This window comes from Pseudomonas fungipugnans, from assembly GCF_029955235.1.
Lineage (GTDB): Bacteria > Pseudomonadota > Gammaproteobacteria > Pseudomonadales > Pseudomonadaceae > Aquipseudomonas > Aquipseudomonas fungipugnans.
In genome coordinates this window covers 95,278-109,081 of record NZ_JARBWL010000001.1, presented here as the reverse complement: position 1 = coordinate 109,081, position 13,804 = coordinate 95,278, and the positions used below count along the sequence as shown (strand labels likewise).

The following is a 13,804-nucleotide window of genomic DNA, read 5'->3' as shown; positions in this document are numbered from 1 at the left end:
TTCAACGATGCCGTTACGGACCCTTGAAACCTGGCCCCACGGCGCAATCATGCTGGACGCAGAACACACGCGTTTTGCCTTGTGGGCGCCAGATGCGTTTGACGTCAGTGTAGAACTGGAAGATGAACAATCCTTGCCGTTGCTGCCACAGGCCAATGGCTGGTTCGTGCTCAACACCCGCTGTCCGGCGGGCACCCGCTACCGCTACAACATCGATGGCGAACTGCAAGTGCCTGACCCGGCCTCACGGGCTCAGGCGGGTGACATCGGCAGCCACAGCGTGGTGGTCGATCCCCTCGCCTATCAATGGCAACACAATGACTGGCCGGGGCGGCCCTGGACCGAAGCGGTCATCTACGAACTGCATGTGGGTGTACTCGGCGGTTTTGCTGCCGTTGAACAGCACCTGGCGCGCCTCGCCGAACTGGGCATTACCGCCATCGAATTGATGCCCCTGGCGCAGTTCCCCGGCGAGCGCAACTGGGGCTATGACGGGGTCCTGCCCTACGCGCCGCAGTCGTCCTATGGCACGCCCGAACAACTCAAACACCTGATCGACACCGCCCACGGCCATGGTCTGGCAGTGATTCTGGACGTGGTCTACAACCACTTCGGTCCAGACGGCAACTACCTGCATCGCTATGCCAAAGGGTTTTTCCGCGAAGACAAACACACGCCCTGGGGCGCCGCTATCGATTTCCGGCAGCGCGAAGTGCGGGAATTTTTCATCGACAACGCGCTGATGTGGTTACTGGAATACCGCTTCGACGGTCTGCGCCTGGACGCGGTGCATGCCATCGAAGACCCTAATTTTCTCCAGGAGCTGGCGCTGCGGGTGCGCCAGGAAACAGAACCGGCACGCCATGTCTGGCTGACCGTGGAGAACGAACACAATGAGGCCACTCTGCTGGAGCAGGGCTTTGACGCGCAGTGGAACGACGACGGCCACAACGCCCTGCACGTGTTGCTGACCGGAGAAACCGACGCCTATTACGCCGAATACGCCGAGCGTCCCACCGAACAGCTTGCGCGCTGCCTGAACCAGGGCTTTGTGTTCCAGGGTCACTTCACCCTCGATGGCACGCCCCGCGGTGAGCCGAGCGGGCATTTGCCGCCCAGCGCCTTCATCCTGTTTCTGCAAAACCACGATCAGATCGGCAATCGCGCACTCGGCGAACGCCTGCACCAACTGACCCCGCCCGACGCCCTGAAAGCGGCTACCGCACTGTTGCTGCTGTCACCGATGATCCCGCTGCTGTTCATGGGCGATGAGTTCGCCGCCGAGCAACCGTTCCAGTTCTTCACCAGTCACCATGGCGAACTGGCGGGACTGGTGCGCGAAGGTCGACGCAACGAATTCGCCGGGTTCAGCGCCTTCGCCGACCCGCACAAACGCGAGCAGATTCCCGATCCCAATGACCTTCAGACCTTCGAGGCTTCCCGGCCACTGCTGACCGGCAATGCGCATTCGGCCATGCACGATTTCTATCGGCAGCTGTTGCAGATTCGGCGGCGGGAAATCGTTCCACGCCTGCCCGGTACCGAGACGCAGGGCACCGAAGTACTTGGCTTCGGGGCCATCAGCGCGCATTGGCGCATGGGCGATGGCAGCGAGCTGCGCATTGACCTGAACCTCAGCGGCACGCCCGTGGTCCACCATCCACAGGCCGGCGCCACCCTGTTGTTCGCCCAACCGCCGCAGCCTGAACTGTTGACCCAGGGCGTCCTCGCCCCGTATTGCGTGCTCGTCAGTCTCACGCCTGCAACCCCTTTGCACCCTGTCAATGGAGAGCGCCTATGAGCGATGCTCAACTGGAAATACTGGCCAGCCGAGCAGGTCTTGCCGTCGACTGGATCGACGCCAACGGCCGCCCGCAAAAAGTCGCCCCGGCGGTACTGCGCGCCGTCCTGACCGGCCTTGGCCATCCGGCCAGCAGCGCTCAGGAAATCGACGCCAGCCTGCTGCAACTGCAACAGGTACAACACACGCGATTCCTGCCGCCCCTGATCACCGCCGACGTCGGTACGGGCGTCGACCTGGCGCGCTATTTCGCCCCCGAAACCCCCTGTGAAATTCACCTCGAAGATGGTTCGCGCCTCAACCTGAAACTCGACGCCGAGGCGATTTTGCCGGGGTTGATTCCAGTCGGATACCAGCACGTCAGCATCGACAGCCAGAGCTTCACCCTGGCCGTGGCCCCCGAACGCTGCTTCAGCGTCGGCGATGCCGTCGACAGCCCGATCCCGCGCAACTGGGGCCTGAGCGTGCAGTTATACGCCCTGCGCCGCAAAGGCGATGGCGGTTTCGGCGACACCCAGGCCCTGGAAGATCTGGCCCGGGTGGCCGGTGAACGCGGTGCCGATGCGTTGGCGATCAGCCCGCTGCACGCCATGTTCAGCAGCGACACCCAGCGCTACAGCCCTTATTCACCGTCCAGCCGTTTGTTCCTGAACAGCCTGTACGCCGCGCCGGGTGCGATTCTCGGCGAGCGCGCGCTACGCACGGCCATTGACGCCACCGGTCTGGCCGATGAACTCAAACATTTGGAAGCCTTGCCCCTGATCGACTGGCCGGTGGCGGCGCAAGCCAAGTACCGTGTACTGGAAGCGCTGTACGAAGGCTTCGTCCAGGGCGAACACCCGTTGCACGAAGACTTCAGCAGCTATCGCCATGCCGGCGGTGAAGCGCTGGAAAACCACTGCCGATTCGAAGCGATTCAAGAAACCCGCGTGGCCCGTGGCGAAGACCCGGACTGGCGCCACTGGCCCGAACACTGGCGCGATCCGCGCAGCGCCGAACTGGCGGGGTTCGCCGAAGAAAATGCCGGGCGCATCGGTTATTTCGCCTTCTGCCAATGGCTGATCACCCGTTGCCTTGAACGCGCCCAAGCCACCGCCAAAAGCGCCGGCATGGGCATCGGCCTGATCGCTGACCTCGCGGTAGGTGCCGACGGCGGCGGCAGCCAGGCCTGGAGCCGGCAGGACGAATTGCTCGCCTCGCTCACCGTCGGCGCACCACCCGACATCCTCAACCGCTCTGGCCAGGGCTGGGGGATCTCCGCGTTCTCCCCTGAAGGGCTGGTGCGCAACGGCTTTCGCGCCTTTATTGAAATGCTGCGGGCCAATTTCGCCCATGCAGGCGGTCTGCGCATCGATCACGTCATGGGCCTGCAACGGCTGTGGGTGATCCCTAACGATTCGCCACCGAGCGATGGCGCCTACCTGTATTACCCGGTGGACGACCTGCTGCGCCTGCTGACCCTTGAATCGCACCGCCATCAGGCGATCGTTCTCGGCGAAGACCTCGGCACCGTGCCCGACGGCCTGCAGGAAAAGCTCATTGCCCGCTCGATCCTCGGCATGCGCATATTGTTGTTCGAACAGGACAACAGCCATTTCAAGCCAATCCTCGACTGGCCGGACAACGCCTTGGCGACCACCAGCACCCACGATCTGCCAACCCTCAATGGCTGGTGGCACGGGCGTGACATCGACTGGAATGCCCGCCTCGGCCGGACCGATGCCCAGGGCGAGATCGAATGGCGCCATCACCGCGAACGCGAGCGCGAAGGCCTGCGTCGAGCGCTCAGCCAGGACCCGCAGAATTTCCGCGAAGAGTCTCATGAAGCCGATCAAGTGCTGGACGCCAGCGTGCGCTTCCTCGGCCATACCCGCGCGCCACTGGTGCTGCTGCCATTGGAAGATGCGCTCGGTATCGACGAGCAGGCGAACCTGCCCGGTACCACCGACACGCACCCCAACTGGTCCCGGCGCCTGCCGGGCTACAGCGAAGCGCTGCTCAATGACCCGGACGCCGCACGGCGTCTGGAACTGCTCGCCTGCGCGCGACTCCAGGCAGCCGAGCGTGACCGATGAATCAGGCGCTCATCCAACCGTTGCGGGCGACACTGCGGCTGCAATTTCATAAAGGCTTTACCCTCGACGATGCGGTGCCGCTGGTGCCGTATTTCGCTCAACTGGGCATCAGCCACGTCTACGCCTCACCGCTGCTGGCCGCCCGCGCCGGCTCCATGCACGGCTACGACGTGGTGGACCCGACCACGGTCAACCCGGAACTGGGCGGCGAAGCGGCCTTGCGCCGGCTGGTGCAGGCGTTGCGCGCCGAGCAGATGGGGATGATCCTCGACATCGTTTCCAACCACATGGCCGTCGGCGGCAATGACAATCCATGGTGGCTGGACTTGCTGCAATGGGGCCGCCTGAGCCCGTATGGCGAGTTCTTCGACATTCAGTGGCACTCCCCCGACCCGTTGATGGAAGGTCAGTTACTGCTGCCATTTCTGGGCAGTGACTACGGCGTCGCCTTGCAGGAAGGCACCTTGCCTCTGCGGTTCGACGCCCGGCGCGGTGCCTTCTACGTCGAGCATTACGACCATCACTTTCCGATTTGCCCCGCCCACTATGGCGAACTGCTCAAACCCGATGCTGAACTGAACGCCGAAAAGACCGAACAGCTCAAATTCCTCGCCGATCGCTTCACGCAACTGAGCTACCAGTCCGATGCCCACAGCCTGGCAGTGCCGCTGCAAGAAGAATTGCGCAACCTGGCGACCGATCCGTCGCTGCTTCGCGTCATTCAACACAATCTCGGCGCCTACGACTCGCTGACCGCGGACGGTTTCAACAACCTGCACAACCTGCTGGAACGTCAGAGTTATCGCCTGGCCAGCTGGCGCACTGCCGGGGACGACATCAACTGGCGGCGATTTTTCGATGTCAACGAGCTCGGCGGCCTGCGGGTGGAACGCCCCGCAGTGTTCGAGGCAACCCACGCGAAAATCTTCGCGCTGATTGCCGAGGGCCTGGTGGACGGGCTGCGCGTCGATCACATCGACGGCCTCGCCGACCCGCGTGGTTACTGCCGCAAACTACGGCGCCGAGTCGACAGCCTGTCACCGCAACGGCACCTGCCGATCTACGTCGAGAAAATCCTCGGCGAAGGCGAAACCCTGCACCGCGACTGGTCGGTGGATGGCACCACCGGTTATGAATTCATGAACCAGGTGTCGCTGCTGCAACACGATCCCGACGGAGCCGACACCCTCGCTCAACTGTGGAATCAATACAGCGAGCGGCCTGCCGGGTTCATGCAGGAAGCACAACTGGCACGCCAGCAAATCCTCAATGGCTCGCTCGCCGGGGACTTCGAAAGCGTCGCCCAGGCCCTGCTGCAAGTGGCCCGGGATGACCTGATGACCCGCGACCTGACCCTGGGCGCGATTCGCCGGGCGTTGCAGGAACTGATCGTGCATTTCCCGGTGTACCGCACCTACATCAGCCCGCTGGGCCGTTCAGCCGCTGACGACGTGTTTTTCCAGCAGGCCATGAACGGTGCACGGCAGACGTTGGGCGAAGCCGACTGGCCGGTACTCGACTGCCTGGCCAACTGGCTGGGTGGCGAGCCCTGGCGCAAACGTCCGGTCAAGGGCCGCCAGCGCAAGATCCTCAAGCATGCCTGCGTGCGTTTTCAGCAACTGACGTCACCTGCCGCCGCCAAAGCCGTGGAAGACACCGCGTTCTATCGCTCGGCGGTAGTGCTGTCGCGCAATGACGTGGGCTTCAGCACCGAGCAGTTCAGCGCTCCGGTGGCGGACTTTCACGCCGCCTGCGCCAACCGCCTCGACGAATTCCCCAACAATCTGCTGGCCACCGCCACCCACGACCACAAACGCGGCGAAGACACCCGCGCACGCCTGGCGGTACTGAGCGAGCGCAGCGGTTGGTATGCCGAGCAGGTTGCGAACTGGCGAGCCCTTGCCCAGCCGCTGCGCGACGATGAGCAGATGCCCTCGGCTGGCGATGAGTTGATCCTGTATCAGGCGATCCTCGGCAGCTGGCCGCTCGGGCTGCGCAGTGACGATCAGCCTTCGCTTGAGCACTACGCCAAACGCCTGTGGCAATGGCAACGCAAAGCCCTGCGCGAAGCCAAGCTGCAAAGCAGCTGGAGTGCACCGAACGAGGCGTATGAAAAGGCCACCGAGGCATTCGTCCAGCGGCTGTTGCTAAGCCCCGAAGGCGAATTGCTGCGCGCGGCGTTGAGCCAGGCGGTTGAAGCCATCGCCACCCCCGGCGCACTCAATGGCCTGGCGCAAACCTTGCTGCGAATGACCGTGCCAGGTGTGCCGGATCTGTATCAGGGCAACGAGTTCTGGGATTTTTCCCTGGTGGACCCTGACAACCGCCGGCCAGTGGATTACCGCCTTCGGCAGCAGACCTTGCAGGCGCCGCTGGACTTGCCTGCGCTGCTGCACAACTGGCACGACGGGCGAATCAAACAAAGCCTGATCGCCCAGGTGCTGAACCTGCGCACCGAACACGCCGAGCTGTTTCGCCATGGCACCTATCAACCGCTTCAAGTGCTGGGCAGTCAGGCGCATCGGGTGCTCGCCTTTGTTCGACAGCACGAGGGAAAGCGGGCGGTGATTGTCATACCGATCCGATGCGCCGCCCTGCTGGAAAACAGTGCCCGACCGCAGATTGATGCGCTGGCATGGGGCGATACGCGACTGGTATTACCGTTCAGGCCCTCTGAAGAAAATTGGAAGGGACTTTTTTCAAGCGTTGCAGTCACAAAAAACAGGGAGCTGAACATCAGCACCGCGCTTGGGGATTTCCCGGTCAATGTCTTTATCCAACTCTCAACACAAGCATGAGTTCAGTTCAGGAGTATTGCGATGAGTACCGACGATAAACGCATTCGCGAGTTCGCCTATCAGATCTGGGAATCAGAAGGCAAACCCGAGGGCCACGAAGACCGTCACTGGGAAATGGCGCGCAAACTGGCCGAAGCCGAAGCCCTGGCGCCAAGCAAATCGCCCAAGGCCGCTGGCAGCAAAGCGGCGACCAAGGCGCCCGCCGGCAAGGCCGACGCCAAGGCGGTAGACAGCAAAGCCAAGCCAAAAGCCAAGCCGGCCGCTGCCTCAACCGTGGTGCCGCCCGGTGAAAAAGGCGCCGAGAAGAAACCGCGAGCGGCACGCAAGCCACCAGCGTCCTGACGCCTTACTGAATTGTCCTGATTGAACCCGTGGCGAGTCCGCTCGCCACTGCGGGGCTCGTTCGCCCGCAAAAAAGGCCACACGCCGCAGTTCCCCTTGTGGGAGCGGGCTTGTTCGCGAAGACGGACTGACATTCAGCATGGATGTTGACTGATACACCGTATTGGCGAGCAAGCCCGCTCCCACAGGGGTAGTGCAATACCACGTATTACCCGTAATCGTCCCCCATTTGCAGGAGCATCTATGACCAGTCCAAAAAAATCCGCGCCAGAACCTCATGCCGAGGCTTCGCGAATCCGGGAAGGCTTGCCCTTTCCGCTGGGCGCCACCTGGGATGGCCTGGGGGTCAACTTCGCGCTGTTCTCCGCCAACGCCACCAAGGTCGAACTGTGCATTTTCGACGACGCCGGCGAAGTGGAACTGGAGCGCATCGAACTGCCCGAATACACCGACGAGATCTACCATGGCTACCTGCCAGACGCCCATCCGGGGCTGATCTATGGCTACCGTGTCTATGGTCCGTACGACCCGGAAAATGGTCATCGCTTCAACCACAACAAACTGCTGATCGACCCCTATGCCAAACAACTGGTGGGCGAACTCAAATGGTCGGAGGCGCTGTTCGGCTACACCATCGGCCATCCAGACGCCGACCTCAGTTTCGATGAACGTGACAGTGCGCCCTTCGTACCCAAATGCAAGGTGATCGACCCGGCCCACACCTGGGGCCACGACCATCGCGTCAGTGTGCCGTGGGACAAGACCATCATTTATGAGACCCATGTCCGTGGCATCAGCATGCGTCACCCCTCCGTCCCCGAGAACGTGCGTGGCACCTTCGCCGGGTTGATGGTCGATGACGTGCTGGAACACATCCGCAAGCTCGGCGTCTCGACCGTGGAACTGCTGCCGATCCACGCGTTCGTCAACGACCAGCACCTGCTGCACAAAGGCATGACCAACTACTGGGGCTATAACAGCATCGCCTTCTTCGCCCCGGACCCGCGCTATCTGGCCAGCGGCAAGATCGCCGAATTCAAGGAGATGGTCGCGCACCTGCACGAGGCCAATCTGGAAGTGATCCTCGACGTGGTCTACAACCACACCGCCGAGGGCAACGAGCAAGGCCCGACGCTGTCGATGCGCGGCATCGACAATGCCTCGTACTACCGTTTGATGCCTGACGACAAACGCTTCTACATCAACGATTCCGGCACCGGCAACACGCTGGACCTGAGTCACCCGTGCGTGCTGCAAATGGTCACCGACTCCTTGCGCTACTGGGCCACGGAAATGCACGTGGACGGTTTCCGCTTCGACCTGGCGACCATCCTTGGCCGTTATCACGACGGTTTTGATGAGCGCCACAGCTTCCTCGTGGCCTGCCGCCAGGACCCGGTATTGCGTCAGGTGAAGATGATCGCCGAGCCTTGGGACTGCGGCCCCGGCGGTTACCAGGTCGGCAAGTTCCCGCCGGGCTGGGTCGAGTGGAACGACAAGTTCCGCGACACCGTGCGCGCCTTCTGGAAGGGCGACGACGGGCAACTGGCCGACTTTGCCAGCCGCATGACCGCCTCCGGCGAGATGTTCAACCAGCGCGGACGGCGGCCGTATTCATCGGTGAATTTCATCACCGCCCACGACGGTTTCACCCTCAACGACCTGGTGTCGTACAACGACAAACACAACGAAGCCAACGACGAAAACAACCAGGACGGCAGCAACAACAACCTGTCCTGGAACCACGGCGTCGAAGGCCCGACCGATGACCCGGACATCAACGCGCTGCGTCAGCGGCAGATGCGTAATTTCTTCGCCACGCTGTTGCTGTCCCAAGGCACGCCGATGCTGGTGGCCGGCGACGAGTTCGCCCGCACCCAGGACGGCAACAACAACGCCTATTGCCAGGACAGCGACATCGGCTGGGTCAACTGGGACCTGAGCAGCGACGGCAAGGCCTTGCTCAAGTTCGTCAAACGCCTGATCAAGCTGCGCCTGACCTATCCGATCCTGCGCCGCGGGCGTTTCCTGGTGGGCAATTACAACGAGGATATCGGCGTCAAGGACGTCACCTGGCTGGCGCCGGACGGCAACGAGATGTCCATCGAGCAATGGGAAGACAGCCATGGCCGTTGCCTGGGCATGCTGCTCGATGGCCGTGCACAGGAAACCGGCATTCGCCGCAAGGGCGGTGATGCGACGTTGCTGCTGGTGGTCAACGCGCACCACGACATCGTCAATTTCACCTTGCCGGAAGTGCCCGACGGCGGTTTCTGGACCTGCATGATCGACACCAATCAGCCGTCTATCCGTGGTCAGGAGCGCTTCGAGTTCGGCCATGAATATTCAGTCACCGGCCGCTCGCTGCTGCTGTTCGAACTTCAGCACGAGGAAGAAGAGTGAAATGGACCTGCAGACTTTTCTTCAACGTGAGCCCGCCGACTACGCCGACACCGCAGCGTTAGGACGCTGCCTGCGGGCGCTGGTGGAAGCCGGGCTCGACCAGTTGCCGTTGCCTGGCAGTGGCCAGACGCTGGAGCGTTTGCGGCGCCTGGCCGAGGTGGCCGGGCATGATCTGGGGCTGTGCAAATTGTACGAAGGTCATACCGACGCGCTGGCGATTCTCCAGCAACTCGGTGGTTCGTCAGCCTCCGGCAGCACCTGGGGCATGTGGGCCGCTGAACCGCCCCAGGCGCGGGTGCGCGTGAGCACGCAGGGCTCGCGGGTGGTGCTCGACGGGCTCAAGGCCTGGTGCTCGGGCGCGTCAGTCGTGAGCCACGGTTTGCTGACCGCCTGGGATGAGCAGGACCGTCAGCAACTGGTGGCAGTGGCGATGGATCAGCCGGGCGTCAAGGTGACGGGCAATGGCTGGCAAGCCGTGGGCATGGGCGCCACTGGCAGCGTCGAAGTGCTGTTTGAACGCGCCGAGGCTGACGCCATTGGCCAACCCGGCGACTACCTGCAACGTCCCGGTTTCTGGCAAGGCGGGATTGGCATTGCGGCGTGCTGGTATGGCGCCGCGCAGAGTATCGCCGAGCGCTTGAGCAAACACTGCGCCCAGCACGAAGAGCCCCATGCGCTCGCCCACCTCGGTGCGGTCGATGGCGCCTTGCAGGCCGCCGCCCAAGTGTTGCGGGCCAGCGCCCAGAGTATCGATGCCCACCCGACAGACAATGCCGAGCTGTTGGCCCGGCGCGCACGTGCCGTGGTCGAACACAGCGCCGAACAGGTGATCCTGCATGTCGGCCATGCTCTCGGTGCCGGCCCTTATTGCAAGGACCGCCCGTTCGCCCGCCTGCTCGCCGACCTGCCGGTGTTTCTGCGCCAAAGCCATGCCGAGCGGGATCTCGCGGCCCTCGGACAAAAAGTCGCCAGCGGAGCATGGACGTTATGAAAACCAACCCCATCGTCGGCCAGGGCACGCCCCTGCACCAGTGGCAAACCTCCAGCCACTTGGCGAACATGGCTGCAATCGACATCCTCAGCCTGGTGCCCGAAGGCGCCCGCGCCGTGGTCATCGCGCCGCACCCGGACGATGAAGTGCTGGGCTGCGGCGGCTTCCTGCAAGTGCTCGCTGACGCTGGCCGGCCGCTGCAACTGATCTCGGTCACCGACGGCAGCGCCAGCCATCCCGGCTCCGAACGCTGGCCGGTGGAGCGCCTGAGCGCGGTACGACCGCAAGAGTCTGCCGAAGCACTGCGCCGTCTCGGCCTGCCATTGCACAGCCTGAAATGGCTGCGCGGCGGTTTCGCCGACAGCCAGGTCGCGGCGCGTGAAGCAGAGCTGAGTGCCTTTATCGAACGCCACCTTCGCCCCGGCGACGTGGTCTTCACCACCTGGCGTGAAGACGGCCATTGCGATCATGAAGCCGTGGGCCGCGCCAGTGCCGAGGCCGCCCGGCGTGTGGGCGCGACCCTGCATGAATTGCCGGTCTGGACCTGGCACTGGGCAACCCCCGAGAACAGTCTGGTGCCTTGGGAGCGCGCCCGAAAAATCCTCTTGAGCCCGACCCAGGTAGCCCGCAAGCGCCATGCCATTCACGCGTTCGCCAGCCAGTTGGAAGGCGATCCGCGCATCGGCCTGCCACCGGTGCTGGCGCCCTACGTCATCGAGCGTTTACTGCAACCCTTCGAAGTGGTGTTTTTATGAGCGTCGAGGATCGTTACTTCGACGGTTTGTTTTGCGGCAACGATGATCCCTGGGCGTTTCGCCAACGCTGGTACGAGCAGCGCAAACGGGCGATCACGCTGGCCGCACTGCCCCGCCCGCACTACCGGGCGATCTTCGAACCCGGCTGCGCCAATGGCGAGTTGGCCGCCGAACTGGCGAGCCGCTGTGATCGCCTGCTGTGTTGCGACACCGCCGCCGCAGCCGTGGCGCTCGCCCGTACACGGCTCAGCCTGTTCGATCACGCCGAAGTCCGGCAAAGCCGTTTGCCACAGGACTGGCCGCCTGAAAAATTCGACCTGATCGTGCTCAGTGAACTCTGTTACTACCTGGACGCCGATGACCTCAAGCAACTGATCGGGCACGCGTTGCAATCGCTGACCGCCGACGGTCAATTGCTCGCCTGTCATTGGCGCCCGTCTATTGAGGGTTGCCCGCTCAATGCCCGGCAAGTGCACGACCTGCTGCATGAACAGCTGCACCTGCCGCGTCTGGTATTGCATCAGGAAGCGGATTTCCTGCTGGAACTCTGGAGCCGCGAACCGCGCTCCGTCGCGGCACTGGAGGGGTTGCGATAAAACCGGTGGGGAGGCCAATTTGCGGACCTTCGCGCAGTTCGAATAAAAAAAACCATATCAGCCGCATCTACGACGCGACGAATGGCCAACCATGAGCAATACTCTGGTCGCGGCAATCCAGGATTCGGAGCGCCGCACATTGCTATCCATCAGCCCTCAAGGGTCTGCCAGTGCTGCCTGATGCAAGCGCTGTGCACGACGAGTGGCGAGACAACACAAGGACGTGGCCCATGAAACCGTTTTCCATCAGCGAAAGCAGTCCGCCTGCACAAATCTGGAACAGTGCACCGCAACTGGACAATATCCCCGTCATCAGCATCCAAAGCCTGGTTCCCGAAGGCGCCCGGGCCGTGGTGATTGCACCGCATCCCGGCGATGAAGTAGCGATTGGCGGCGGCTTGCTGCAGTTGTTGAGCAATCTGGGGCATCCTCTGCAACTGATCTCGATGACGGACGGCAGCGCCAGCCACCCCGGCTCCCGGCAATGGTCGGAAAAACGCTTGAGCGTGTTTCGCCCCCAGGAAAGTGTTGAAGCCCTGCGCCGGCTCGGGTTGCCGTTGCACAGCCTGAAATGGATTCGTGGCGGCTTCAGTGACAGCTGTCTGGCCGAACGCGAACTGCAACTGGTGCAGTTTCTGCTGCGCTACCTGCGCCCCGGCGACGTGGTGTTCAGCACCTGGTGTGAAGACGGCAACGATGACCATGACGCGGTCGGCCGCGCGGGCGCCAAAGCGGCGGCGATGGTCGGTGCAACGTTCAACGAAGTGCCCGTCTGGGCCTGGCACTGGCCCAAACGCGATCAGTCGCAATTCCCTTGGCACCGCGCCCGCAAGATCCGCCTCGATACCTGGACCGTCGCCCGCAAGAGCCACGCCACCCACGCCTACGCCAGCCAGCTCAACGGGGAACCGGGCATGGGTATCGCACCGATGATGCCCAAGGTGCTGCTGGAACGGATGCGCTTGCCGTACGAAATCGTGTTCGTCTAAGCCCCCAATCCAATGTAGGAATCCAATGTGGGAGCGAGCCTGCTCGCGAAGAGGGCGTGTCAGTCGACATCAATGTTGGCTGATACACCGCCTTCGCGAGCAGGCTCGCTCCCACCCTTGTCTTGTGGTGGATTCATGCCCGCGTTCCAACTGAACTAGCCCGCCGCCGCATCAGTCGCATGCATAAGTCCCCCCGATTCACAGGAGTCCCCGTGACCCGCGATGCCAAGCGACAGGCCGACGAATCCGTACCCTTGAACACCCCTACGGCGATCCATTGCCTGCGGATCCTGACGGTCAACACGCACAAGGGTTTCACCGCTTTCAACCGGCGCTTCATTCTTCCGGAACTGCGTGAAGCGGTACGCAGCACGGCAGCCGACCTGGTGTTTTTGCAGGAAGTGGTCGGCGAACATGACCGGCATTCTTCACGCTACGACGACTGGCCGCAGACCTCGCAATACGAGTTTCTGGCTGACAGCATGTGGAGCGATTTCGCCTATGGCCGCAACGCGGTCTACCCCGACGGTCACCATGGCAACGCCCTCCTGTCGAAATACCCGATCCGTGAATTTCGCAACCTCGACGTCTCGATCACCGGCCCGGAACGCCGCGGGCTGTTGCACTGTGTGCTGGACGTACCGGGCCACGCCGAAGTGCATGCGATCTGTGTGCACCTGAGCCTGCTGGAAAGCCATCGCCAACTTCAGCTCAAACTGCTCTGCCAACTGCTCGAATCGCTTCCCGATACGGCGCCTGTGATCATTGCCGGTGATTTCAACGACTGGAAGCTGCACGGCAACGCCGCGCTCGCCCTGCGCGCCGACCTGCACGAGGCGTTTGAGCGTCATCACGGCCGTCCCGCCAAAACCTACCCGGCAAGGTTTCCGCTGCTGCGACTGGACCGCATCTACCTGCGCAACGCCACCAGCCACGCCCCGCGCATCCTCGGCAACAAGCCGTGGACGCACCTCTCGGATCACCTGCCACTGGCGGTGGAAGTCCATCTTTGAGGCATTAGCCATCAGTGGCGCAGGGATGTGGGAGTGCGGAT

At 62.8% G+C, this 13,804-nt stretch carries 10 protein-coding genes; all 10 read left to right on the top strand.

What is annotated here, in order from left to right; all coding sequences use genetic code 11:
• Positions 1–7 precede the first annotated feature (7 nt).
• The 10 genes from treZ to POF45_RS00510 all read left to right on the top strand — a co-directional run bounded on the left by treZ (position 8) and on the right by POF45_RS00510 (position 13,763).
• Positions 8–1,801 carry a malto-oligosyltrehalose trehalohydrolase gene (gene treZ, locus POF45_RS00555; RefSeq protein WP_259494340.1) on the top strand — a complete coding sequence of 598 codons (1,794 nt, stop codon included), beginning with the start codon at positions 8–10 and terminating at the stop codon, positions 1,799–1,801.
• A complete protein-coding gene (gene malQ, locus POF45_RS00550) occupies positions 1,798–3,876 on the top strand; it encodes a 4-alpha-glucanotransferase (RefSeq protein ID WP_282314751.1) in 2,079 nt (692 codons plus the stop codon). Before treZ ends, malQ begins: the two co-directional genes overlap by 4 nt.
• Positions 3,873–6,674, top strand: coding sequence for a malto-oligosyltrehalose synthase (locus POF45_RS00545; protein ID WP_282314749.1), 2,802 nt, complete (start codon positions 3,873–3,875; stop codon positions 6,672–6,674). Before malQ ends, POF45_RS00545 begins: the two co-directional genes overlap by 4 nt.
• Before the next feature lie 21 nt (positions 6,675–6,695).
• Positions 6,696–7,016 (top strand): DUF2934 domain-containing protein, encoded by a 321-nt coding sequence (locus tag POF45_RS00540; RefSeq protein WP_259494344.1) that lies wholly within the window; start codon positions 6,696–6,698, stop codon positions 7,014–7,016.
• 243 nt (positions 7,017–7,259) lie between these two features.
• A complete protein-coding gene (gene glgX / locus POF45_RS00535) occupies positions 7,260–9,419 on the top strand; it encodes a glycogen debranching protein GlgX (protein ID WP_259494345.1) in 2,160 nt (719 codons plus the stop codon).
• Position 9,420: 1 nt separating this feature from the next.
• A complete protein-coding gene (locus POF45_RS00530) occupies positions 9,421–10,410 on the top strand; it encodes an acyl-CoA dehydrogenase family protein (RefSeq protein ID WP_282314748.1) in 990 nt (329 codons plus the stop codon).
• Positions 10,407–11,165 (top strand): PIG-L deacetylase family protein, encoded by a 759-nt coding sequence (locus tag POF45_RS00525; protein WP_282314747.1) that lies wholly within the window; start codon positions 10,407–10,409, stop codon positions 11,163–11,165. Before POF45_RS00530 ends, POF45_RS00525 begins: the two co-directional genes overlap by 4 nt.
• On the top strand, positions 11,162–11,761 hold the full coding sequence (locus POF45_RS00520) for an SAM-dependent methyltransferase (protein ID WP_259494348.1): 600 nt from the start codon (positions 11,162–11,164) through the stop codon (positions 11,759–11,761). The genes POF45_RS00525 and POF45_RS00520 overlap by 4 nt, the downstream gene beginning before the upstream one ends.
• 230 nt (positions 11,762–11,991) lie before the next feature.
• Entirely contained in the window at positions 11,992–12,750 is a 759-nt protein-coding gene (locus POF45_RS00515) for a PIG-L deacetylase family protein (protein ID WP_259494349.1), read from the top strand.
• A gap of 212 nt (positions 12,751–12,962) precedes the next feature.
• Positions 12,963–13,763: an endonuclease/exonuclease/phosphatase family protein gene (locus tag POF45_RS00510; RefSeq protein ID WP_259494350.1), complete on the top strand. Its 801-nt coding sequence runs from the start codon at positions 12,963–12,965 to the stop codon at positions 13,761–13,763.
• Positions 13,764–13,804 lie beyond the last annotated feature (41 nt).

Coding starts and splice junctions, on each gene's coding strand:
- treZ (WP_259494340.1), top strand. CDS start 8: ATGCCGTTACGGACCCTTGAAACCTGGCCCCACGGCGCAATCATGCTG.
- malQ (WP_282314751.1), top strand. CDS start 1,798: ATGAGCGATGCTCAACTGGAAATACTGGCCAGCCGAGCAGGTCTTGCC.
- POF45_RS00545 (WP_282314749.1), top strand. CDS start 3,873: ATGAATCAGGCGCTCATCCAACCGTTGCGGGCGACACTGCGGCTGCAA.
- POF45_RS00540 (WP_259494344.1), top strand. CDS start 6,696: ATGAGTACCGACGATAAACGCATTCGCGAGTTCGCCTATCAGATCTGG.
- glgX (WP_259494345.1), top strand. CDS start 7,260: ATGACCAGTCCAAAAAAATCCGCGCCAGAACCTCATGCCGAGGCTTCG.
- POF45_RS00530 (WP_282314748.1), top strand. CDS start 9,421: ATGGACCTGCAGACTTTTCTTCAACGTGAGCCCGCCGACTACGCCGAC.
- POF45_RS00525 (WP_282314747.1), top strand. CDS start 10,407: ATGAAAACCAACCCCATCGTCGGCCAGGGCACGCCCCTGCACCAGTGG.
- POF45_RS00520 (WP_259494348.1), top strand. CDS start 11,162: ATGAGCGTCGAGGATCGTTACTTCGACGGTTTGTTTTGCGGCAACGAT.
- POF45_RS00515 (WP_259494349.1), top strand. CDS start 11,992: ATGAAACCGTTTTCCATCAGCGAAAGCAGTCCGCCTGCACAAATCTGG.